Genomic DNA, 22,334 nt, shown 5'->3' on the forward strand with positions numbered 1-22,334 from the left:
CATGATCACGAAGCGCAAAAAGCTGCACGGCATCGCTTTCTTTGCATTATGCATCGCCGTCGTGGCGCCAGCCATCGCCGCCACCGCCGAAGCATTCCGCTGGGACAGCAAGGTGCAGCGCGGCCAGCTGGCCAATGGGCTGAACTATTACATCGTCGATGGCGATGGGGGGGCAGACCAGCAGGCCAGCAAGCAGGTAGCGCTGCAATTGCTGGTGCGGGTCGGCTCGCTCGACGAGAAAGATGACCAGTCCGGTGTGGCGCATATGGTCGAGCATATGGTGTTTCATGCCACCAGGGCGCATCCGGAAGGTCTGAAGACTTATATGGAAAGCCTGGGCTGGCGCATCGGCACGCATTACAACGCGCAGACCAATTTCGAGCGCACGCTGTACTTCCTGACGGCGCCGCAAAGCCGCGTCGACGCAGGCCTGGGCGTATTGGCCGAGATTGCCGGCGGTGCGCAAATTCCCGCTGACGGTCTTGAACGCGAGCGCCAGATTATTCTCGAGGAGTGGCGCACCAAGCTCGGCGTGCGCGAACGGATGGACCGCCAGCGCCGCGCCATGCTGCGCGAGGGTTCCTTGTATCCGCAGCGCCCGACCATTGGCACGGAGGCGAGTATTCGCCAGCAGCCGGCGGAAAACCTGCGCAAGTTCTATGGCGACTGGTATCGTCCCGGCAATATGGCCCTGCTGATCGTCGGCAAGGTCGATGCGCAGGCACTGAAGCCGGCCATCGAACGCCACTTTGGCGCCTTGGTGCCGGCCGCTTTGCCGGCGCGCAATTCACCCGATCCCGCGCTGCGCGACCAGTTGCGCATCACGCGCTTGCAAGATGCCGAAAGCGGCACCAGCCAGGTGGGCTGGGTCACGCGCTTTACGGTCGACCAGCGCCAGGACGAGGACGGCTTGCGCGCACGCATTATCGACCGCATTGCCGAGCGCAGCCTGCGTGCGCTGGTGCGTGATTGCGCCGACAGCCTGCCGGCAGGCGTGTCGTCGCTGAACGTCAGCAAGGGCGAGCTAGGCGCCTCGACGGCGTCGCTGGGCTTTGCCGCCAGCGTGGCGGTCGATGCCCACCGGGCCGGCATGCAGCAGATCCTGCTGCTGCAGGAAAGGGTACGGCGCAATGGCCTCGATGCTGCCGTGATTGCGCGCGAAATCGCCGATGTGCAGCGCCTGAACGACAAGGGACCGCAGCAACGCGCAGCGCGCGACCTCGCTGGCTGGCTGCAATTGCTGGGTGAAGCCGTGCAGGCCGGGCGGGCGCTGCAGGACCCGCTGCAAAAGCAGGCACAGATCAGCCGCATACTGGCTGGCCTGCGCCCCGCCGATATCAATGCACGTGTGCTGCAATGGGTCAACGCACCGGACCGCGCGCTGTTCATGCTGGCCCCTGGCCTCAGTGCGCTGGCGCTGCCATCGCAGCAAGAGGTGCTGGCGGTTCAGAAAAAAATTGCCACGGAACCTTTGCCAGCCTTGTTGAAAGCAGCGCCAGCAGCGACAACTGCCAGCCTGCCGCAGTTGTCGTCGGATGGCGACATCGTGCGCCAGGACGAACTGGGTAGCGGCGTGCAGCGCTGGACCCTGGGCAACGGCGACGTGCTGGTATGGCAGCAAACTGCGCAAGAGCAGAAGGAACAACTGGTGCGCTTTGCTGCCCATGCGCCGGCAGGCTACCGCATGCCCGGTGCGCCGGCGTGGCAATGGCAGCTGGCGGCCCAGCTGGGCCGCGATGCCGACTTGCCCGGCCAGGCGCCGGGCGAGCTTGCGCGCTGGGCAGCGCAGCACAAGGTGAAATTGTCGCAGCAGCAAACCGCTACCCAGCTCAGCTACACCGCGCAAGTGCCTGCGGCGCAACTGGAAGACTTGCTGCGCTTGTATGCGGCGCGCCAGCTGCAAAGCGAGATCGGCCTTGACGCCTTGGGCAGCGCTGGCCAGCAACTGGCGCGCCAGGCGGCACGCCGTCCGGACAGTGCCGGCGAACGCGCCGGCCGCGAAATGAGTTCGCTGCGCTATGGCGAATTGCCGCTGGACGGCTATCCCGACCTGGACGCCCTGAAGCAACTGATGACAGAGCAGGGTCTGCAGACGGTGCGCGGGCAATGGCTGCAGTTGCGCCGCCAGCCGGTGACGTATTTTGTCAGTGGCCCGCTCGAGGCGGCGCAGGTGCAGGAACTGGCCGGGCGCTACCTGGCCGGCATTCCGCGCCAGGCAGCGGCACAGGCACCAAAGGCGCTGGTGCAGCGCCCCGGCTATCGGGAAAGCCGTTTGGCCATCGGCATCGAACCACAAGGCAGCGTGCGCGCCGAAGGCAGCCAGGCGATGCAATGGTCACCGGAACGTGCCATGCGCACGGCGATCGTGTCGCGCATCATCTATCGCAGTCTGCGCCAGGAGCTGCGCGAAAAAGAGGCCGGCATCTATCGCCTCAACTACAAGCTGAGCCTGGATCCGCAGCACCATGCCAACAGCGAACTGTCGTTTACCGCCGCACCAGAACGCCTGGACGTCTTGTGGGCGTCGGCCAGGCGCGTGCTTGAGCGCTTGCCGCAGCAACTGGATACGGCCATGCTGCAGGAAGAAATCGCCAGGATGCGCAGCGACGAAGCCAAACGGGTCAGCGACAGCGCCACGCAATTTAACCGCTTGCAGTTGAGCTATACGCAATTTGGCGACGCGCGCTACCTGGCAGACAGCCAGCAGCTGGCCAGTGCGTTGACGGTAGACAGCATGCGTGCATTTGCCAGCGAGTTCAGGCTGGCGCGGGACATGGCGGTGGTCAAGGTGTTGCCGAAGGGAGAAGGCAAGGGCCGCTGAGATGGCAGGCCAGCGGCGCCGGCTGGCGCAAGGTATGATAATCACCTGACCAACCCGGACGGCGCTGGTGCCATTTGTCGGAAGGACTTCATGCGCATGCGAAAAAAATCTGATTTGCCAAGCAAGCTGTGCCAGCAATGCCAGCTGCCCTTTACCTGGCGGAAAAAATGGGAAAAGGTGTGGCAGGAAGTGAAATACTGTTCGGATCGCTGTCGCCAGGACAGCAAGCGCAAAGCATGAGCGCCGCACCAGGGCCTAACACCCATATTTACTGGTTCCGCAACGATCTGCGCGTCGAGGATAATCCGGCCCTGATCGAGGCTTGCCGGCAAGCGCAGCATTTGTTGCTGGTGTACTGCCACGGCAATACCGCCACGCCCGCAGAGCCGTGGCATGTGCCGCGCTGCGCCAGCCATCGCCAGCAGTTCCTGGCGGCCAGCCTGGCCGACCTGACGCAGCAACTACAATCGTGCGGTAGCCAGTTGCTGGAGCTGCAGGGCGACCCCGTGCAGTTGCTGCCGGCACTGGCTGAGGCGGTTGGCGCGACCACAGTGCATTGCGAAGAGGTAGCCGCTCCTGAAGAACAGCAGCAAGTTGCCGCCTTGCGGGCCAGCGGCCTGCACGTCAGCACGGTGTGGCAATCGACCTTGCTCGATCCGGCCAGCCTGCCTTTTGCGCCGCACGACTTGCCCGACGTCTTTACCACCTTTCGCCAGCTGGTCGAACGCGCCCAGGTGCTGCCGCCGGCGCCGCTGCCAAGGCCCGCGCAGCTACCGGCCTTGCCGCCGCAGTTTGCACGGCTGGCAGAAACCTGGCCGGTGCCGCCTGCCTTCCGGGCCGACCCTGCGGTGCAACTGCACGCGCTGGGCCGCTCTTCGTTTCCGTATTATTTGCCGGCGTTTTCCGGCGGTGCCAGCGCTGCCGCCGGCCATCTGCAGCGTTATTTCGGCACGCAGCTGGCGCATGCCTACAAGCTCACGCGCAACGGCCTTTCCGGCACCGATTATTCCACCAAGTTTTCACCGTGGCTGGCCTGCGGCGCCATGTCGGCACGCCAGGCCCATGCTGCGCTGAAGGATTTCGAGGCGGCGCATGGCGCCAGCGACAGCAGCTACTGGATCTGGTTCGAGCTGCTGTGGCGCGACTATTTCCGCCTGCTGCACCTGAAGTACGGCGTACGGCTGTACCGCGCACAGGGCCTGACGAGCTTGCCCCGGCCGCCCCACGATGCGCGCCGCTTCGAGGCGTGGTGCCAGGCCGGCACCGGCGAGCCGCTGGTCGATGCAGCGATGGCGGAACTGCGCGCCACCGGTTATCTGTCAAACCGCCTGCGCCAGGTGGTTGCCAGTTACCTGATCCATGACCTGCACTGCGACTGGCGCGCCGGGGCCGCCTGGTTCGAGGCGCAACTGATCGATTACGACGTCTACAGCAATCAGGGAAACTGGCTGTATATTGCCGGCCGTGGCACCGACCCGCGCAATGGGCGGCGCTTCAATATTCAGAAGCAAGTGCATGACCACGACCGCGACGGTGCCTACCGGCAGTTGTGGAAGCAGCCGCACGAACAGGTGCGCCAGGCTTGAACGCGCGCGGTGAGTGGCCTTCCTTGAAACGTTGCTGCCGCGCATAAACGACACAATCTGATTCCTCTGTGGCATTTCGCCGCGATTCTCAGATTATGCTGGTGTAGCTATCAAATATGCATCAATATTAGTTCATATCGGCAACTGGCGACAACCGTCCGCCAGCGCATACCCGCGACGATAGGGAGACGAATATGAACATGCAGTTGAGCATAGCCGCGCGCGCAGTCTTGTTGTTCAGTAGCTGTCTGTGGAGCCTTCAGGCGCCTGCGGCCGAAGTGGGCGCCGAGGATGACCAGATCGCCACTGACCGGCCCGATTTCGTCGAATCGAGCGCGGTGGTCGGCAAGTATCGCTTCCAGATTGAAACGAGCGTGGCCACCGAGCGCAACAAAGCTGATGGTGTCAGGGAACGCACGTTCAGCACGCCTACCTTGCTGCGCTACGGCATCAGCGATACGTTCGAGTTGCGTGCCGAGACCGATGGCCGCCTGATTGCCAGGACTGACGATTTGGGTGCCGGCACGCGGTCCACCGAACGCGGCTACGGCGACCTGTCGCTGGGCGTCAAATGGCACGCCATCGATCAAGCTGGCCTGACGCCGTCGATGGGGGTGCTGGGCCATGTCGATCTCGACTCCGGCTCGGCCCGTTTCCGCGGCAACGGTGCGCGCCCCTCGCTGCGCGTGGTGGCGGAGTGGGAGCTGCCGCAAGACATGTCGCTGGGCATTATGCCCGGCGTACTGTTCGACAAGAACGATACAGGACGCCGTTATACGGCAGGCATTCTGGGCGTGGTGGTAGGTAAAGAATGGAATGAGCGCTGGCGCAGTTTTGTCGAAGTGGCTGCACCGCAAATCGCACGCGCCCGCAACGGCGGCAACGTCGTCACGCTCGATGTCGGGGCCGCTTACTTGCTGACCAAGCAGTGCCAGCTGGACACGGCCATTTCGCGCGGGCTGAACCGCAATACGGCCGACTGGAGCTGGACCATCGGCCTGTCACTCAAGCTCTAACTCGCTGGCCCATTCCCCGGCTACCTGACATTGATCCCACCTGCGAGCGCGCCATGAATCTGACCATCAAGAAAAAACTGCTGTTTTCCAACCTCGCGAACCTGGTCTTTGTCGCCCTGGTAGGCGTGATCGGCTATGCTGCCATGCAGACGTTGAACGACTCGATGGACGCTCTCCAGTCCAACGGCGCGGCGCTCAAGAACCAGTTGCAGGCCGATATGGCCCATGACGCCTTGCGCGCCGACGTGCTGGCCGCCTTTCTTGCCAGCGCGCGCCAGGACCCCAAGGAAATGCAGCAAGTACGCGAGGACACGCAGGAACATATGGCCTTGCTGCGCAGCCGCATCAAGGAGCTGGAAAGCGGCATCTCCGATCCGGCCATACTCAAGGCCATCGAGCACGTAAGGCCCGATATCGTCACCTACCTTGATGCCTGTGCCAGCATCGTGCCGGCGGCGCTGGCCGACGCCACCGCTGCGCAGGCGCGCTTCGGCACCTTCATGACGTCCTTTCGTACGCTGGAGAAAAGCATGGCCGAGCTGAGCGAACTGATCGAAAAAAATTCCGATGCTGCGCAAGCAGAGGGCGACGCCACAGACATCAGCTCCCGCCGCAATATGCTGCTGGCAGCCTTGCTGTCCGGCGTGCTCGGCTTGGGCATGGGTTACATGATCTCGCGTTCGATCACACAGCCGCTGGACCAGGCCATCGTCTTTGCGGCCAGTATTGCCGACGGTGATCTTGGTACCCGGTTGTCGCAGCAGTCCGGTGACGAGACCGAAATCGGCCGCCTGAGGCAAGCGCTGCAGGACATGCAGGACAGCTTGCGCAAGATCGTCGCCGAGGTGCGCAGCAGCACCGACACGATTGCCACCGGCTCGGCGGAAATTGCCAACGGCAACCTGAACCTGTCGGCACGCACCGAGCAGCAGGCCAGCTCGCTCGAGGAAACGGCTGCCTCGATGGAGCAGCTGACGTCCACTGTCAAGAACAATGGCGACAGCGCGCGCCAGGCCAACGAGCTGGTGCAGTCGGCGGCGCAGGTGGCGGTGCGCGGTGGCCAGGTGGTGGCGCAAGTGGTGGGCACCATGGCCGAGATCAATGCTTCGTCGTCCAAGATTGTCGAGATCATCAGCGTGATTGACGGCATCGCCTTCCAGACCAATATCCTGGCGCTGAACGCCGCCGTCGAAGCGGCGCGCGCCGGCGACCAGGGGCGCGGCTTTGCCGTCGTCGCCTCGGAAGTGCGCGCGCTGGCGCAGCGCTCGGCTGCTGCGGCCAGGGAAATCAAGACCCTGATCGACGCCTCGGTCGAACGGGTAGGGGCGGGCAGCCGCCTGGTGGCGCAGGCCGGCAGCACGATGGACGAGGTGGTCAGCAGCGTGCAGCAGGTCAGCAGCATGATGGGTAATATCGCCGCCGCAGGGCTGGAGCAGGAATCAGGCATCGAGCAGATCAATCAGGCCATCGGCGCGATGGACGGCGTGACCCAGCAAAATGCCGCGCTGGTCGAAGAGGCCGCCGCCGTGGCCGCCTCATTGCAGGAACAATCGGCCCAGCTGTTGCAGCTTGTCAGCGTGTTCCGCTTCGAGCGCTAGCGCGGCAGCGCTGCTGGTGGCGCGCTGGGATCCGTTACACTGGCGCCATCGCAAATTACTGTCGGGGCCGCAATGCGTAGTATGGATTTCAGTTCCTGGGAAGCCGCCATGACCACCATCGTCGGCCTGGCGGTGTTCACCCTGCTGGGCGTGGGCATCCGCATGCTGATGATGCAGACCATCCAGCAGCGCCGCGAACGGATGAACCGGCAGATCAATGAGCGCGTGAAAACCCTGATGGCTGCCTACCGCACCCTTGGCGGCTCGTTTACCGGCCAGCTGACGGTCGACCCGACCCATTTGCGCGACATGCGCGAGCGTGCGCCAACCGGGGAAGGGCAGCAGGAAAGCGCGGCAGCCACTTCCGAACGCGCGCGCCGCATCCGTGACGCGGTCGAAGCGGCGCTGGCAGACATACTGCTGCTCGGCACCGAAGAACACTGCCGGCTGGCCGGGCAAGCTGCCAGTGACCTGGCGGCGGGCCGCCCTATTCATACAGCCGAACTGGTCGTCAGCCTGCGCAGCTTTATCCGCAGCGCACTTGACCTTGGACCGATGCCGGACGATGTGGTAATTCCGCTGCAGGGGCCGACACGCACGCAGGGCAGTGCCGGGCGCGGCAAGGCGGATGCTGACAGGTCGGGCAATAAGGGCGGGGGTGGTGGCAATGGCGGGGGTGGTGGCGGCATGGGGATGGGCGCCGATACTGTGCATGGGGCGGAGGTTGTGCCGCCGCATGCTACGTGAGTCAGATGGTAAAAACGCAACCGAAAAGCGTAAAAACCTAAAAATGGCGGGCCGGATACGCGAGCCCGAGAAAATGCCGATGGCTGCGTTGCAGCTCCTGGCCGTACATGCGTACTGTCGTCGTCGCTGCGCCTTGCCCTCGACATTTTTCGGACCCGCTTGGCCCGGTGGGCCTGTGCAGGCGATTGTGGCTTAATCCGTTTTGCATATTCTGGCGCCCACGCTCTGCAAACAGGCCAGAGTTGAGACGCGAATCCCGCAAACGACAACGCCCACTAGCATGAGTGGGCGTTGCGTGAACTATATTCTTGGTGGCCCGGGGCGGAATCGAACCACCGACACAAGGATTTTCAATCCTCTGCTCTACCGACTGAGCTACCAGGCCAAGGCGGCGAATTATAGCAGAAAGAGTTTCTACCTGACCAGTGCATCCTGTGTTCAAATGCAACAGATGGCCAAAACATGGTGTTTTGGCATCCCTGTGTGACCTGAAGGGATACGGCGATGCAGTTACGTTGTGGTTGGCAATGCCTGGCTGCGGCCGGGCTGTTGAGTGGGGTTTGCGGCGCGGCGCGGGCTGATGGGCTGGGCGATATGAAAGCGGCGCTGGCCAGGTTGCAGGGGCAGTCGCCCGTGAAAGCACAGGTGGAGTCAAGCACCTGGCGCAGGGAAGGCGAGGGCAAGGATGCCGAGGAGGACAGCGGTCAGGCCAGCGTGTTGGTCGACAGCGGTGCGGCGGGATTGCAGGTGTTGTACAGCAAGGAGTTGCTGGCGAAGGTGGAGGCCGAGCAGCGCGCCAAGGCCAGGGACCCGAAGGCCAAGACTTCCAACGATTTCGCCTTGGGCGAGCTGAAAGGGACGGAATTGCGCGGCATGGTGTCGGCGGCGGGCGCCTTGTCGCGCGAGCTGGACGAGGCCGTGTTCAGCGGCGAGAAGATGGACAGCTACAAGGGCAAGCCGGCGCGCAAGCTGAGCTTTACCTTGTCGATCGACAAGGTGCCCGAAAAAGACCGCAAGTACGTGAAGAAGTTCGACGGTGGCATCGACGTGTGGATCGCGGCCGATGGCACGCCACTGGCCAGCAGCTTCCGCGTCGATGTCAGCGGGCGCGCCTTTGTGGTGGTCAACTTTGCGCAAAAGACGGACGAGACGCGCCAGTATGGCGTTTCTGGCGACCATCTGCTGTTGCTGCGCAAGGAAAGCAGGAATGCGATCTCTGGTGCGGGCGAGAAAGTGGAAACCAAGCTCGTCAAGGTCTTGCAGGTGCAGTCCTGACCCGTGGCGAGGTCCGCGTGGATTTTGGCGGCGTAATTTGATAGGCCAGCGGATCGAATTCGGGTGTGTTCACCCGCCACCGGATCAGCCAGGCTGTTGCCTTGGTCACCAAGGTTACACGCACGATACAACAGGTAACAGTTTCAATGGCACGAGCCTGCTACTCTTCCATCCATGCTTTCAACAAGTAAGGATGTGGATCATGGGTGCTCATGCCATGCGTTTCAAAACAGCGGTGTCGTCGTCATTGATGCTGAGCTTGCTGGTGCTTGCCGGTTGCAACAAGCCTACCGGCGTGCCGCAGCAAACTGGCGCGGTCGCCACCACGCCCCCGCAACCGGCTCAGCCCCCGCAGCCGGCCCCGTACACGCCGCCGAGCGCCGATCAGCTGGCGCAGATGGTCGCGCCGATCGCCCTGTTTCCCGATAAACTGGTGGGCCAGGTGCTTGCCGGCGCCACGTATCCGGAGCAGATCTCGGCTGCCAATCAGTGGCTGGGCCAGAACCCGTCGTTGAAAGGGGCGGCGCTGCAAAATGCCGAAGCCGGCCAGCCTTGGGACGTCAGTGTCAAGTCGCTGACCACCTTTCCCACCGTGCTGGGCCAGATGGCCAACAACCTCCAGTGGACCACGGCGCTTGGTACGGCCTACGTCAACGATCCCATGGATGTGATGAATGCCATACAGCTTTTGCGCTCGCGCGCCCAGCAGTCGGGCAACCTGAAAACTTCGCAGCACCTGCGGGTGTCGACGGTGGCGCGTTCTGCGCAACCCGACCCTGCCTATGTCACGCGTTCGACGTCGTATCCGCCGGTCTACGATGGTCCGGCGGTCATCGCGCCGCCGCAGCAGACCATCGTGATCGAGCCGGCAGCGCCCGATATCGTCTATGTGCCGCATTACAATCCGACCGTGGTCTACGGGGCGCCGGTGCCGGTGTATCCGGGCTGGGTCGAGTCTAGGCCGGCGTACAGCACCGAAACGCTGGTGACGGCCGGCGCGCTGTCGTTCGGCATCGGCGTGCTGGTGGGGGCAGCGGTTAGCCATCACCATGACCCAGGCTGGAATGCGTGGGGCGTCAATTGGGGCGGACCGGGGCCGTATTCCGGCTACGGTGGCGGCTGGCATCGTCCTGCGGTGGTCTACAACAATGCGACGTATGTTTCGAAGTCCGTCACCGTCGTCAATCATGTCAACAATATCAACAATATCAACGTCAGCAATAACAACTACCACACCGTCAACAACATCAACAACGTGGTCAATCACAACGAGGTCAATCGCTCGCAGAATATGCTCGTCAACAATGGCGTGCCGCGCGTGCCGGCGATGATGAGCATGCCGCACTTCACGCCGCGCGACGCGGTTCCCGGCGCACGTCCCTTGCCTGCGGCAGCGGCACAGCCGGTGCACCTGGCCACCGCACCGCAGATGCATGCATTCGCGGCGCAACAGCACAATCTGCCGGCGCAGCATGAGCTTCAGTTGCAGAATCAGCAGCACCAGGACCCGCACCAGTCACCGCAGCAGCATGCCTTGCAGGCGGCAAGAATGGCGCCGCCTGAAGCCGTGCAGAGCGCACATGAACAGCGCGGCGTTGAGCGGATGCCGGTGCAGATGCAGATGCAGCGCCAGCATGCCGACGCCATGGCTGCTCGCATGGAGCAGGACAGAAGCAGTGCCCCTGTACACATGGCGCCAGCCATGCCGCAGGCGCCGTCAAGGCACGGCGAAGCCGATCCTGCCCATGACCAGGCCCAGGCCCAGCGCAACCATCAGGACATGCAGGCCATGCGCGTCGCGCAAGCCCATGCGGCCGCGCAACACGCGGATCACCATGGGGAAAAACACGAGCAAGGCGCCCATGCTCATCAGGATCACCAGGCTCATCAGGAGCGCGAGCGGCACGAGGCGCACGAAAGGCACGGCTGAATGACGGATCAGGGCCGCTGCGCCAGCCACTTCAGCAGGTCGTCCATCGGCATCGGCCGCGCATACAGATAGCCCTGCAAGCCGTCGCAGTCGTGGTCGATCAGGAAATCGGCCTGCTGCTGCGTTTCTACCCCTTCGGCCACCACCCGCAAGCCCAGGTGGCCGGCCATGCCCAGGATTGCCTGCACGATGGCCGTGCTGCTGGCGTCATGCGGGGTAGCGTCAATGAAGCTCTTGTCGATTTTCAGTTCGTACAGCGGCATCGAGGTGAGATAAGCCAGACTGGAATAGCCGGTGCCGAAATCATCGATGGAAAAACGGATGCCCAGCGCGGCCAGTTCGCGCATGCGCGCCAGCGCTGCGTCGCGCTTGTCGACCAGCAGCCCTTCCGTCAGTTCCAGCACCAGAGCGCCGGCTGGCGCACCCGATTCGCTCAGCGCGGCACGCACGCGGGCGGCAAAATCTGGTTGGCGAAACTGCGCCGGGCTGACATTGACCGACAGCGCGAAGTGGTGGCCGGCCTGCGCCAGCTGCACCACCGCCTTGCATGCCTGCCGCAGCGCCCAGTTGCCCAACTTGACGATCAGGCCCGTTTCTTCGGCAATCGGGATGAACAGCGACGGCGCGATCATGCTGCCGTCTGCCTGTGGCCAGCGCATCAGCATCTCGGCGCCCGTCACCTGGCCGTGACGGTCCAGCTGCGGCTGCACATGCATGCGCAGTTCGCTGGCATCGAGCGCGTGTGCCAATGCTCGCTCTATGGTCAGGCGGTGCTCCACGCCAGCCTGCATGGTCACTTCAAAAAAGGCAATGCCGTTGCGCCCCTCGGCCTTGGCGCGGTACATGGCGATGTCGGCTTCGCGCAGCAAATCGTGGGCCTGCTGGCCGCGCTTGGGCAGCAAGGTGACGCCGATGCTGGCCGAGCAGTGGTAAGAATGGTCGTCGATGTCGAAATCGCGCGCGATGGCGGCGCGGATTTTTTCCGCCACCAGGCCGGCCGCCTGGGCGGCAGCTTCCATTTCCGGCGCCAGGTGCGCCAGCAACACCACGAATTCGTCGCCACCGATGCGCGCCACCGTGTCGGCCTTGCGCATCAGCTGCGCCAGGCGCTCGCCGGCGATCCGCAGCAGCGCGTCGCCGGTAGCGTGGCCACGCGCGTCGTTGATATGCTTGAAGTGATCGAGGTCGATGAACATCAGCGCGCTGACTGTATGTTCACGCTGCGCTGCTGCCAGCAACTGGCCGATGCGGTCCATCAGCAGGCGCCGGTTCGGCAATGCTGTCAGCACATCATAAAACGCCAGTTGGTGGATATCCTGTTCCGATTTCTTGCGCTCGGCAATTTCGCGTTCCAGCAACAGCGTGCTGGCATGCAGTCGGTTGAGCGACTGCTCCAGGTGGCGCAGCAAAAAAGCGGTTGACAAGGTCAGCACGGCGGCAATGAACAGAAAGTTCAGGGCCACGATCAGCGAGCGCAGCAGCAGTGACGCGGGCACGCCCGCAAGCTGCAGGCTGATGTCCGGATGCAGGCCGAGCAGGAACAGGGACGTGGTGGTCAAAGCCAGCATATACAAGGCCGGCTGCAAACCCAGCAGCAATGCGGCGAGCACGGGAATAACCATCATGTAGATCTGGCTGACTGGCCCGATTTTCAGCAGCAGGCCGATACCGACAATGTAGGTAACACCAAGAAACTGCGAAACGCGCCAGCGGTAGCGAACATTGCTGCGCTGCCATAGGACGATGATCCAGGCAATCGAGCCGATATCGATTGCGACGATAGCCCAGATACCTTCGCGGGCCGCCAGCAGGGCGCTGGGTATTGCCGTCACGATGCCCAATACCACGACTACCTGCAGCAGGCGGGAAAAAATCTGGCCGCGCCAGTGCGCGAGATCGTTCGATGACGCCACGCTGCCATCCTTCACATGAGGGGTGTTTGTTGCTGGATAAATACTACGCGTGAATGGAATGCATGTCATCCTGATCATGAAAAAAGCCAGCCCGATGGCTGGCTTCGTGGTGGCACCGGCGCGCTTATTTCTTGGGTGCGCTCAGGCACGACTTCATGAAAGCCTTGCGCTCATCGCCCTTCATGTCCTTGGCGTCGGCATTGCAGGTTTTCATCTTGTTTTGCTGTGCCGTACCGGTAGCAGGCGCTGGCGCCGGCTTGGCACTCAGACACACCTTCATGAACGCCTTGCGTTCGTCACCTTTCTTGCCAGCAGCATCAGCATTGCAGGTGGTCATCTTGTTTTGTTGCGCCGTCTTGGCGGCCGGAGCCGCATCCTGCGCGAGGGCAAACCCCGTGCTGGCAAACGAGGCGGCGATACACAGAGCGATCAGTTGTTTCATGGCAGGTCCTTGCAAGAAGGCGGTAAGTGAATGCGGCTTGAGTGTACGCATTGATATGCGGTACGTAACTAACTATATGACATTTATCAACAACTTTGGCGGGTAAAGTGGTCTATTTTGTTTCTTTTTGTTAGCCGGCCGTTTGTCCTGCGCTATGCTTACGCCTTTGCGCTGGCCAATGCCGACGCATCTTCAATACGGAGTAGTCATCATGGTTTCGTTGCAAGAGCAGTTTTTAAAGGCCGGCCTGGTCGACAAGAAAAAGGTCAAGCTGGCCAATCAGGACAAGAGCAAGCAGAAGAAGGAGGAGCGCAAGAGTGGCACGCAAAGCGTCGATGAAGTGCGGCTCGCCGCGCTGGAAACCCAGCGCAAGAATGCCGAGCGCGCGCGTGAACTGAACGCCCAGCGCGACGCGGCGGCCAACCAGAAAGCCATCGTGGCGCAGATCGCCGAGATGGTGAAGAAAAATCGCCAGAGCAAGGGCAACCATGCCGAACTGCCATACAACTTCACTTTCAACAACAAGATCGAGCGCATCTACGTGACACCGGCCGTGCAGGCGCATCTGGTGGCAGGGCGCCTGGTAATCGTCTGCCTGGCGGGCGCGGTGGAACTGGTGCCGCGCGTGATTGCCGACAAGATCGCCGAGCGCGACCCGGCCATCGTGGTGCGCGTCAAGCAGGCCGGCACGCAGGTGGAAGAAGACGATCCGTATGCGGCGTTCCAGATTCCTGATGATTTGATGTGGTAGTGGCGGGGCTGCCCGATGAAACTGGCTGCCTGATATTCCGTTTGCATCGCTGAACCAGGCAGCAAGCAGTTCAATGCGCTGATCAAGAAAATCGAGGCCCGAGGTTTGCTGTCAATAACGGATAGCATTGTTTCATGCAGCCCGTAGCTGTTTGCTGAAATTTTGAGCAAATAGCGCGGGTGGCGCCACTGGCGCTTATCAGTGCTTCCGATGTACTTGTGGGATGTCCTGGCGACCTTGTGCGGTAAGCCGCAGTCCACGCTGGCCGACATCCTTGTCATCAAGCCGGCGGCGAGATCAGCCAGGAATCGTATTGCTCGGCGTATTCAGATTGTTAGTTGCTCGAAGGGGAATATGCCATAATCTGCTTAATTTCTTTTTGCTAACACCTTGGAGAGGGAGATCGCAGGTTGCTCGAACTCGCGATCCTGGTCGAAACACGCATCAGCCTCCCAACCTGAGCCATTGAACGATGACCCACGAGATTCCCCCACACATTCACCCGAAGCTGGTTCCCTTCGTCTATCGCTCGACGAAAGTCGCTTGTCAAACTATCACCAAGTTCGAAACACGCACCGTTCCCGGCACCGTGACGGCTGTTGTTGGCCCCATGAGCAGCGTCACGGTGCACCAGCAGACCCACAGCGTGCTTGAACAGGTTGACGGTGGAATCGTCACTTTTTTTACCGCATTGTTCGAAGCGCCGGACGGCCATACCGTTGGATTCAGTTTGGCCGAAGACCAGATCGTCTTGCCGGGTACGGTCATCTATCTCGGCATCGAAGCCGAATACTGGGTATTCCAGTACGAGCGCATGGCCAGGCCGCAAGTGGTCATCAGCGCACCTCCCGGCGGCGAGGCCGCCCCCTCGCTCCCGTGGTCTGGAACAGGCGCTGACCTGCAGTCTGCGGAAGCGCAACTGGACCTGCGCGCCGCCAACTACCCGATCCGCTCCTACCTGGACAGGATAGGCAAGAATACGCCGCGCACGCTGCTTTCTGCCGCGCGGCTTGGCGTCCTCATGGCCGATGCGCAGACAGCAACTGGCCAGCGCTACAACTGGACGCCCTGGCCGCGCAACAAAAAGGATTTGCCCGGCGACGCCTCGTTCCTTGAGCGTCTCCTGTGGCCGATTACGAAATACAAGCCAGTCAAGACCGACGACTATTTCGGCATGCCGCAGAAGGTAAGCGGCGAGGTCAACAAGGCGTGGCTGGGCGGCGGCATCGCGCTGGGCACGCTTGCCAACTTTTTCGTCAGTGGCACGCTGCTCGTCGATATTCTGCGCACGCTTCATCTCAACCAGTGGTTCTACATGGGTACCATTGCAGGCGTGCTTGTCCGCTGGTTGTTCTTCACCTTCTGTGCGCTGGCCATTCTGAGCAGGTTCTTGAAGCCTGCCATCAAAAAGCCCTTCAAGTTCGACGAAGATGCTTTCTTCAAGGTGATCAATACCCCGTATCACCCGCGTACCAGGCTGGGTTTATGGTACGGAAAGTCCCTGTATCTTCGTCGTTATATGCCAGAAACCACGCTGATGAGCGATGCGCAAATGGAAGATCATGTCCTGCTGTGCGCCCATCAGGACACAGCCTTCGTCTTCACTTCGTACGCCTGCCTGGTCAAGCAGCTCGATGACACGAAACTCTCGCCGCAAGAGCGCCAGACCCTGCTGGATGAAATCGCGGCGACAACCCCTGCTTACTAAAGGACTACCATGGAAAAGTCACTGTTCGAAACCTTCGTTCAACTGCGAGAACTGTCAACGCTGAACAAGCGGCGCTCCAGGGTCAACAAGCCCCTGCTGATCGCTGCCGTCGTGCTCGGCGCATTGGCAGTGTTCTTCAGCGCGCTGTACATCCTGATACTTCCGGCCTTCGTCCTGCTCATCCTGAGCTTCGTCGTCAGTGCGGTGCGCAAGCCGAAAGAGCAGCGCGTCGCGCGACGGCAAATGGTGCTGCTCAAGCAGGCAACCATCGAGATGCTCGAGGTTAGAGGGATGTCAGTGGAACGGGCCAAGGAGCTCACGGACAACTTCCCGGCACGATGCAGGGAGCTGCCCTTCGATCAAAATCTCCGTGACCGTTTCATCGCGCTGTGCCACAAGGAAGGCATGAGGAGCGGCGGCATTCTGATCGACGAACGTTTGCTGTAATCCGTATCAACAACACTATAGGAATCGAGCCATGTATCCAACTCCCGCGAAGGCCCTTTTCACGTGCGTCCTGCTGTTTGCAACTAACTTTGCGCAGGCGCAGTCGAGTCAGATGGCGGACCCCGACGTACTAGGGATGAAGCTGGGCATGAAACGTTCAGAGGCCATGGCCCTGATCAAGTCGAAATTTCCTGGCTCCAGGACGACCGCGACGCAACGCGAAGTCATGCTCGGCGACGCGGATCTGCTCTACGACGCGCAGCTCAAGATCGTCATTACCCAGAAAAATCAGGCGAATGTCGAGCAGGATGTCCTGACCTTGGTCTTCTTGCCGGACGATACACTTCTGGGCATCCGGCGTCAGCTCCGCTACGTGCCGCAAAAGCAGAAGTCCTTTGATCTCGATAATACCTTGACGGCGAAATACGGCAATCCCGTGTATTACGTCTCCGATCACAATAGCCGCTTCGCGAACCAGAGCATGTGGTCGAACACCATGCTGCCGGGGCTTTCGCTGGTCGGCACTCAATATGTGCAAGGTGGGACGACCAGGCTGACCGACTTCGGTACTACCGCGCCGTATCCGGAATGCTGGGGCCAGATGCTGTCTTACCTTGGCGAGCAGTTCGATCCGCGCCAGATGTACTATCAGCTCACGGACCGCAGCGGCTTCGCCCTGAATCGCGCGAAGCAGTGGAAGGCCTGCGGCAAAGCCTTGTGGGTGGAAAACAATCTCGATCACAAGCTGTATTACAACCTCACCCAGACAGATTTGATGCTGATGGATCTTGCGCGGGCGCCAGATGCCATCCTCGCCATGCCGCAGATGCTGAAGGAAAACACGAAGACCACGTATACCATCCCGGCCACCGAGGTGCCGAAAGTGTCCGCCGGTACGCCCAGCTTCTGATGGCATGAACCTCGCCTGGAGCGCCGCCGGCTGAAGTGACAGGTAATTGAGCAGGCAGTTGAGCTGCTCGATTCGTTCAGCCGCGAGCCGGAGCGAGACTTGCCGCTGCGGCGTGCTGCCAGCACTGATCATTGAACCGATTTTGTCTCAATATATTTACATAAGCGGTGCATTTGCTTGTGGTTTGAGCGATATAATGAAGAATCATCGGTTCAATATCGGGTCATTTTATGTCGCACTCCTCACTTCCCGCCCACGATGGGCAACCCCAGGCAGCACACTATCGCAGCGGCGTCGCCGCCAGGCTGGCCGGCTTGCCGGTTGAAACGCTGCGGGTGTGGGAGCGGCGCTACGCCATTTCGGACACGGGCCGCAGCGCGCGCGGTCAGCGCCTGTATTCGGAGGCGCAAGTGCGTCGCCTGCGGCTGATGAAGCAGTTGGTGGACCAGGGCCACCCGATCGGCGCGCTGGCGCGTTTGTCGCTGGAACAACTGTCCCAGCTGGCAATCGTGCCGGTGCCCGGAAACGCTTCGCAGCCACCGCGCGTGGCGCTGGTGGGAACGGCGCTTGCCCGCCGCCTGGCCCCTGGCGGGCGCGAACTGCTGGCGCTCGATATCGTTGCCCGCATCCCCCACCTCGATGGCGCGGGTGCCGCCGTGGCAGGGAGCGGCGCGCAGCTGGTGCTGCTGGAAATGTCCGAACTCGATGACGGCATGGTGCCGGCCATTTGCGCACTGCGCGCGCAGTCGGGTGTGGCGGTGGTGGTGCTGTACCGTTTCTGCGCCAGCGCCACCATCCGCCAGTTGCGCACGCAAGGCTGCCTGGTGGCCCGCGCTCCTGCCGATGTGGCTGAAATCGTGCTGTTATGCCATTCCGCGCTGCCGCAACTGCCCCAGGTACCGGTGCAGGCGCAGCAGGCGGCGCCATCGCCATCACCTGCGCCGCGCCGCTTCGACGACCAGGCGCTGGCCGAGCTGGCGGCCGCGAGCAGCAGCATTTATTGCGAGTGTCCGCGCCACCTGTCGGAAATCCTGCTGATGCTCAACAGTTTCGAACGCTACAGCCAGCAATGTGCGGCCCGCGATGCTGCCGACGCCTTGCTGCATGAGCAACTGAGCCATGCTGCGGGCAGCGCCCGCGTGTTGCTGGAAGAAGCGCTGGAACGCCTGGCGCGCGCCGAAGCCCTGCCTTTGCCCGCTGGCATGTAAGGAGTACATCAGAATGACTGCCACGCCCCATATCGCCGTGATCGGTGCCGGCATCGCCGGTGCTGCCTGTGCTTCGGCACTGCAACAGGCACGCTTGCATGTGAGCGTGTTCGACAAAAGCCGCGGCGCCGGCGGGCGCATGAGCACGCGCCGCGGCGAAGACTGGCAATGCGACCATGGCGCGCAGTATTTCACTGCGCGCGCACCGGCATTTCGCGCCGAAGTGGCGCGCTGGGAGGAGGCCGGCGTGGCGGCGCAGTGGCAGCCGGCACTGCGCAGCGTGGACGCCGATGGCGCCAGCGTCGGCTCGCCCGGCGACAGCGGCACCGAGCGTTTCGTCGGCGCCCCACGCATGTCGTCGGTTGCTGCCTGGCTGGCGTCGTCGCTGGCGCTGTACACCGGCACCACCATCAGCGCCTTGCGCCGTGAAGAAGCCGGCTGGCGCCTGCATGTGCAGGACGCGGCGCCGCTGGCCCAGCACTTTGATGCGGTAGTACTGGCAGTGCCGGCGCCGCAGGCGGCGCCATTGCTGCGCGACATTGCGCCGGAGCAGGCCGCACTGGCTTGCGCAACGGCCATGGAAGGGTGCTGGTCGCTGATGCTTGAGTATGCCACGCCGCTGTCACTGGGGTTTGACGCCGCGTTCGTCAATGACGGTCCGCTGCGCTGGGTGGCGCGCAACAGCGCCAAGCCTGGCCGCGCCGGTCGCGAAAGCTGGCTGCTGCACGCCAGCGCGCAATGGAGCGAGGCGCATATTGAACTCGACAGCGACAGCGTGGCCGCACTGATGCTGGCCGCATTTGCCCGCCTGGGCGGGCCGGCACCGCAGCGCTGGAGCGCGCACCGCTGGCGTTATGCCAGCACGCCACAGTCATGCACACAGGTGTTCTGTTGGGATGCAAACCAGCAACTGGGCTTGTGCGGCGACTGGCTCAATGGTGGGACCGTCGAGGCCGCCTGGCTGAGCGGCCATGAATTGGCGCGGCAGATTATCGCGCAACGCGCCTGAGGGCGTGCGCCCTCCGCTTACCAGGGCAGGCTGGCGCCGTCGTAGCTGCGAAACGAGCCGGTGTCGTTTGGTGTCAGTTTGTCGAGTACGTCCAGCATGTCGCGCGCGGCCACGTGAGCGGGGCGGCCAATTACTTCGCCGTGAAACGGCCGTGACAGGCGCGAGTTGACGGTACCCGGATGCAGTGCCACCAGCACGCTGTTTTTCTGGCTGCGCGCCAGTTCGATGGCCGCCGTCCTGACCAGCATATTGAGCGCGCTCTTCGATGCGCGGTAGCTGTACCAGCCACCGAGGCGATTGTCGCCGATGCTGCCGACCTTGGCCGACAGCATCGCCATGATCGCGCGTTCGCCATCGAGCAGCGGCAGGAAATGCCGCATCAACAGCGCCGGCCCGATGGTGTTGGCCTGGAACAGCGCCTGCATGTTTGCATAGCTGAGGTCTGCCAGACGTTTTTCCGGCTTGATCGTGCCGTCGTGCAAGATACCGGTGGCATTGATAATCAGGTGAAAGCGCGGGCCGCCGGCCAGTGCCTGTGCCGCTTCGGCTATGGTGTTTTCGTCGGCGAAATCAAGCCTTATGCTGCTGTTGCGGTGCAATCCCTGCACCGAAGCGCAATGTGGAGTATCGCGCAGCAAGTCGACAAACGCTGCGCCCAGAGCACCGGAAGCGCCGATCACCAGGGCGTGAAATTGCTCGGGAAGGCTGTCCATCATGGCATGCGGCTCCAGTCAAATGCGTGGCGTTGGTCTGCGCCGGCTGCGCGCTGGCGCGATTGCAACGCCAGCGCGCAGTGCGCAGTGTGGCGAGGGCCGGCTTACATCTTCGGCATCAGCACCGTGTCGATCACATGGATCACGCCATTGTCGGCGGCGATATCAGTCTGGGTGACTTGTGCTTTGTCAACCATGACCTTGCCTTTGGCTGCCTTGACCGTCAGCGACGCGCCTTCGACCGTCTTGACCATGCCTGGCTTGACATCGGCGGCCATCACTTTGCCCGATACCACGTGGTAGGTCAGCACCTTGGTCAGTGCTGCCTTGTCTTTCAACAGCGCATCGAGCTTGGCTTTCGGGATCTTGGCGAACGCTGCGTCGGTCGGCGCGAAGACGGTGAATGGGCCCGGGCCTTTCAGGGTGTCGACCAGGCCTGCCGCCTCGACCGCCGTGACGAGCGTGTTGAAGCTGCCGGCTGCCTTGGCCGTGTCGACGATATCGGCTGCGCTGGCGATGCCGAAGGTCATGCTGCATGCAACTGCCATGATCAATTTTTTCATAGTCTGCTCCAGTAGTGGTTATGCCGTCGCACCATGCGCCGGCGATGTGGTGTGAACCGATATTGAACTGCTGAAGTGTTAGACTATAGCGAACAATTCACTATGTCTAGCGTGTTCGCTTCGATATTCGAGATAAAAACGGTTCAGTAGCGGTTCATTTTGCTGCTGTCGCGAACCGGACATGAACCGTAAATAGCCTGCATGCGGGCTCGGTGTTCTGGCTAGAATCGGGGCGCGGGCAGCTTGCGGCGAATAGGCGGCGCAATGTGCGTACAGGGAGAAATAATGCAAGAGAAGGCTGACAGCGCTGCACCAGCAAGCGCGCCGCGCACGGTGGCGTGGCTGGGCTATGGCGGCTTGCTGCCATTTGTCGTGCTGGCGGGGGCGAGCGTCATCGATGCGTTGCATGGCGCGCTGTGGCAGCGCATGTTGCTCAATTATGGCGCCGTGATCCTCAGTTTCGTCGGTGCGCTGCATTGGGGCGTGGCCATGAGCCTGCCCGCGCTCAGTGCGCGCAAGCGCCAGGTCTGCTTTATCTGGAGCGTGATCCCCGCCTTGCTGGGCTGGCTGGCACTGGCGCTTGGACATGGGGCTGGCAGCGCATTGCTGGTGCTGGGCTTTGCCGCGCACTACCTGCAGGACTGGCGTTTGCTGCGCGATGCTGGTGTGCCTGGCTGGTACTTGCCGCTGCGCCGCAGGCTGTCGGTGGTTGCCGTGCTCAGCCTGTTGGCCAGCAATCTTGCCGGCCTCGTCTGACATGCACAAGCATGGCCCGAAAACAAAAACGCCCGCTTGTAGAAGCGGGCGTTTCGTCAAACATATTCTTGGTGGCCCGGGGCGGAATCGAACCACCGACACAAGGATTTTCAATAATCGTGCTTATTTGGGCGTTGCAAATTCATCAGGTGCTGGCTTCATGTATTCTATGATGCCGTGATGACTGACAACGATTGTTGTGCCAGTGGCTTTTGCCAGTTCATGCGCACGCTGCGCAGCCCTTTGCATCGCAACCTCGGAAAGACGTAAATCACGATCTTGAGCTTGATCAATGGGTTGTTTGTTCATGGTCGTTCGCTCCAGTCGATGAGAGCCGGCGTGGAGCCGGCGTTGTCATACAAGGCCCAAGCATCTACGACGGGCGCATAGAACTGCTCAAAATTACGTTTGCCAGCAGCAAAGCGGCGGCGAATTACGTCGTCGGGAATATGGTGCCCACCTTGCTTGACCCTTTGCGCCACGCGTGCGATGGCTTCTTCGGCGCTCGCTAATTGCAGGAAAATAAGCTTAACGCGATATCCAGCTTTTTGCCATTCACCAATCTGGCGCAGATAGCCTCGACCTGAAAGCGTGGTTTCAAAGGCAAAACTGGTGCGAGCAGCAAAGTGACGTTTTAGTTCTTGCAACATCAGGCGTCCGGCTTGTAGTGAGGCGGTTTCTGGTGCGAAAGGAGCGAGTCCTGCTGCGATCAGATCGGCATTGACGAACACTGGGCACGCCACCTCGCTCGTGAGGAATTCACGTGCAAAAGTCGTCTTTCCAGCGCCATTAGGGCCGGCGATGATGATGATGCGTGGCGCTAATTCCATGCTCAACACTCCAACTTCGGATGTAACTCGCAACTAGAACGATGCCGGAAATAGACCGTACGTGAGGACTGGGTAGTCCGCAAACAAAGACGCCAATCACTAAGGATTGGC

Annotated in this window: 21 protein-coding genes and 1 tRNA gene; 15 read left to right on the forward strand and 7 right to left on the reverse strand. The window is 61.9% G+C overall.

The genetic code is table 11. The features are described from left to right. Position 1 precedes the first annotated feature (1 nt). The 6 genes from ACQ4WM_RS10575 to ACQ4WM_RS10600 all read left to right on the forward strand — a co-directional run bounded on the left by ACQ4WM_RS10575 (position 2) and on the right by ACQ4WM_RS10600 (position 7,768). Complete coding sequence (locus tag ACQ4WM_RS10575; protein WP_436546622.1) at positions 2-2,821, forward strand: M16 family metallopeptidase; 2,820 nt, start codon at positions 2-4, stop codon at positions 2,819-2,821. 96 nt (positions 2,822-2,917) lie between these two features. Continuing rightward, positions 2,918-3,061 (forward strand): DUF2256 domain-containing protein, encoded by a 144-nt coding sequence (locus tag ACQ4WM_RS10580; RefSeq protein WP_436546677.1) that lies wholly within the window; start codon positions 2,918-2,920, stop codon positions 3,059-3,061. Then, complete coding sequence (locus ACQ4WM_RS10585; protein ID WP_436546623.1) at positions 3,058-4,407, forward strand: DASH family cryptochrome; 1,350 nt, start codon at positions 3,058-3,060, stop codon at positions 4,405-4,407. Before ACQ4WM_RS10580 ends, ACQ4WM_RS10585 begins: the two co-directional genes overlap by 4 nt. A 194-nt stretch (positions 4,408-4,601) precedes the next feature. Further along, positions 4,602-5,423, forward strand: coding sequence for a transporter (locus ACQ4WM_RS10590; protein ID WP_436546624.1), 822 nt, complete (start codon positions 4,602-4,604; stop codon positions 5,421-5,423). 53 nt (positions 5,424-5,476) lie between these two features. Further along, positions 5,477-7,021, forward strand: a complete 1,545-nt coding sequence (locus tag ACQ4WM_RS10595) for a methyl-accepting chemotaxis protein (protein ID WP_436546625.1) — start codon at positions 5,477-5,479, stop codon at positions 7,019-7,021. Positions 7,022-7,093: 72 nt separating this feature from the next. After that, on the forward strand, positions 7,094-7,768 hold the full coding sequence (locus ACQ4WM_RS10600; RefSeq protein ID WP_436546626.1) for a hypothetical protein: 675 nt from the start codon (positions 7,094-7,096) through the stop codon (positions 7,766-7,768). 309 nt (positions 7,769-8,077) lie between these two features. Here the strand turns inward: ACQ4WM_RS10600 and ACQ4WM_RS10605 are convergent. After that, positions 8,078-8,153 (reverse strand) — tRNA-Phe (locus ACQ4WM_RS10605). Positions 8,154-8,362: 209 nt separating this feature from the next. Here ACQ4WM_RS10605 and ACQ4WM_RS10610 point away from each other — a divergent pair. Then, entirely contained in the window at positions 8,363-9,043 is a 681-nt protein-coding gene (locus tag ACQ4WM_RS10610; RefSeq protein ID WP_436546627.1) for a hypothetical protein, read from the forward strand. A gap of 202 nt (positions 9,044-9,245) precedes the next feature. Then, positions 9,246-10,973 carry a DUF3300 domain-containing protein gene (locus ACQ4WM_RS10615; RefSeq protein WP_436546628.1) on the forward strand — a complete coding sequence of 576 codons (1,728 nt, stop codon included), beginning with the start codon at positions 9,246-9,248 and terminating at the stop codon, positions 10,971-10,973. Positions 10,974-10,981: 8 nt separating this feature from the next. Here ACQ4WM_RS10615 and ACQ4WM_RS10620 read toward each other — a convergent pair whose 3' ends face one another. Then, a complete protein-coding gene (locus ACQ4WM_RS10620; protein ID WP_436546629.1) occupies positions 10,982-12,886 on the reverse strand; it encodes a putative bifunctional diguanylate cyclase/phosphodiesterase in 1,905 nt (634 codons plus the stop codon). Between the two features lie 124 nt (positions 12,887-13,010). Continuing rightward, entirely contained in the window at positions 13,011-13,328 is a 318-nt protein-coding gene (locus ACQ4WM_RS10625) for a PsiF family protein (protein ID WP_436546630.1), read from the reverse strand. 211 nt (positions 13,329-13,539) lie between these two features. Here ACQ4WM_RS10625 and ACQ4WM_RS10630 point away from each other — a divergent pair, with 211 nt between their 5' ends. The 6 genes from ACQ4WM_RS10630 to ACQ4WM_RS10655 all read left to right on the forward strand — a co-directional run bounded on the left by ACQ4WM_RS10630 (position 13,540) and on the right by ACQ4WM_RS10655 (position 19,361). Then, positions 13,540-14,079, forward strand: a complete 540-nt coding sequence (locus ACQ4WM_RS10630) for a DUF2058 domain-containing protein (protein WP_436546631.1) — start codon at positions 13,540-13,542, stop codon at positions 14,077-14,079. Between the two features lie 472 nt (positions 14,080-14,551). Beyond that, positions 14,552-15,787, forward strand: a complete 1,236-nt coding sequence (locus tag ACQ4WM_RS10635; RefSeq protein WP_436546632.1) for a hypothetical protein — start codon at positions 14,552-14,554, stop codon at positions 15,785-15,787. A 9-nt stretch (positions 15,788-15,796) separates the two neighbouring features. After that, positions 15,797-16,234, forward strand: coding sequence for a hypothetical protein (locus ACQ4WM_RS10640; RefSeq protein ID WP_436546633.1), 438 nt, complete (start codon positions 15,797-15,799; stop codon positions 16,232-16,234). A gap of 31 nt (positions 16,235-16,265) precedes the next feature. Continuing rightward, positions 16,266-17,144, forward strand: coding sequence for a hypothetical protein (locus ACQ4WM_RS10645; RefSeq protein ID WP_436546634.1), 879 nt, complete (start codon positions 16,266-16,268; stop codon positions 17,142-17,144). 230 nt (positions 17,145-17,374) lie between these two features. Beyond that, positions 17,375-18,352, forward strand: coding sequence for a MerR family transcriptional regulator (locus tag ACQ4WM_RS10650; RefSeq protein WP_436546635.1), 978 nt, complete (start codon positions 17,375-17,377; stop codon positions 18,350-18,352). Positions 18,353-18,365: 13 nt separating this feature from the next. Then, complete coding sequence (locus ACQ4WM_RS10655) at positions 18,366-19,361, forward strand: NAD(P)/FAD-dependent oxidoreductase (protein ID WP_436546636.1); 996 nt, start codon at positions 18,366-18,368, stop codon at positions 19,359-19,361. A gap of 17 nt (positions 19,362-19,378) precedes the next feature. On the opposite strand, the gene ACQ4WM_RS10660 is transcribed toward ACQ4WM_RS10655, so the two are convergent. Continuing rightward, positions 19,379-20,074, reverse strand: a complete 696-nt coding sequence (locus tag ACQ4WM_RS10660; RefSeq protein ID WP_436546678.1) for an SDR family oxidoreductase — start codon at positions 20,072-20,074, stop codon at positions 19,379-19,381. Between the two features lie 104 nt (positions 20,075-20,178). Beyond that, entirely contained in the window at positions 20,179-20,637 is a 459-nt protein-coding gene (locus tag ACQ4WM_RS10665; RefSeq protein ID WP_436546637.1) for a fasciclin domain-containing protein, read from the reverse strand. A 285-nt stretch (positions 20,638-20,922) separates the two neighbouring features. On the opposite strand from ACQ4WM_RS10665, the gene ACQ4WM_RS10670 reads away from it, so the two are divergent. Then, complete coding sequence (locus tag ACQ4WM_RS10670) at positions 20,923-21,393, forward strand: DUF3429 domain-containing protein (protein ID WP_436546638.1); 471 nt, start codon at positions 20,923-20,925, stop codon at positions 21,391-21,393. A 123-nt stretch (positions 21,394-21,516) separates the two neighbouring features. On the opposite strand, the gene ACQ4WM_RS10675 is transcribed toward ACQ4WM_RS10670, so the two are convergent. Further along, positions 21,517-21,702: a hypothetical protein gene (locus ACQ4WM_RS10675; protein ID WP_436546639.1), complete on the reverse strand. Its 186-nt coding sequence runs from the start codon at positions 21,700-21,702 to the stop codon at positions 21,517-21,519. Then, entirely contained in the window at positions 21,699-22,223 is a 525-nt protein-coding gene (locus ACQ4WM_RS10680) for an ATPase (protein WP_436546640.1), read from the reverse strand. The genes ACQ4WM_RS10675 and ACQ4WM_RS10680 overlap by 4 nt, the downstream gene beginning before the upstream one ends. Positions 22,224-22,334 lie beyond the last annotated feature (111 nt).

Source organism: Janthinobacterium longum (assembly GCF_051380735.1).
Lineage (GTDB): Bacteria > Pseudomonadota > Gammaproteobacteria > Burkholderiales > Burkholderiaceae_D > Janthinobacterium.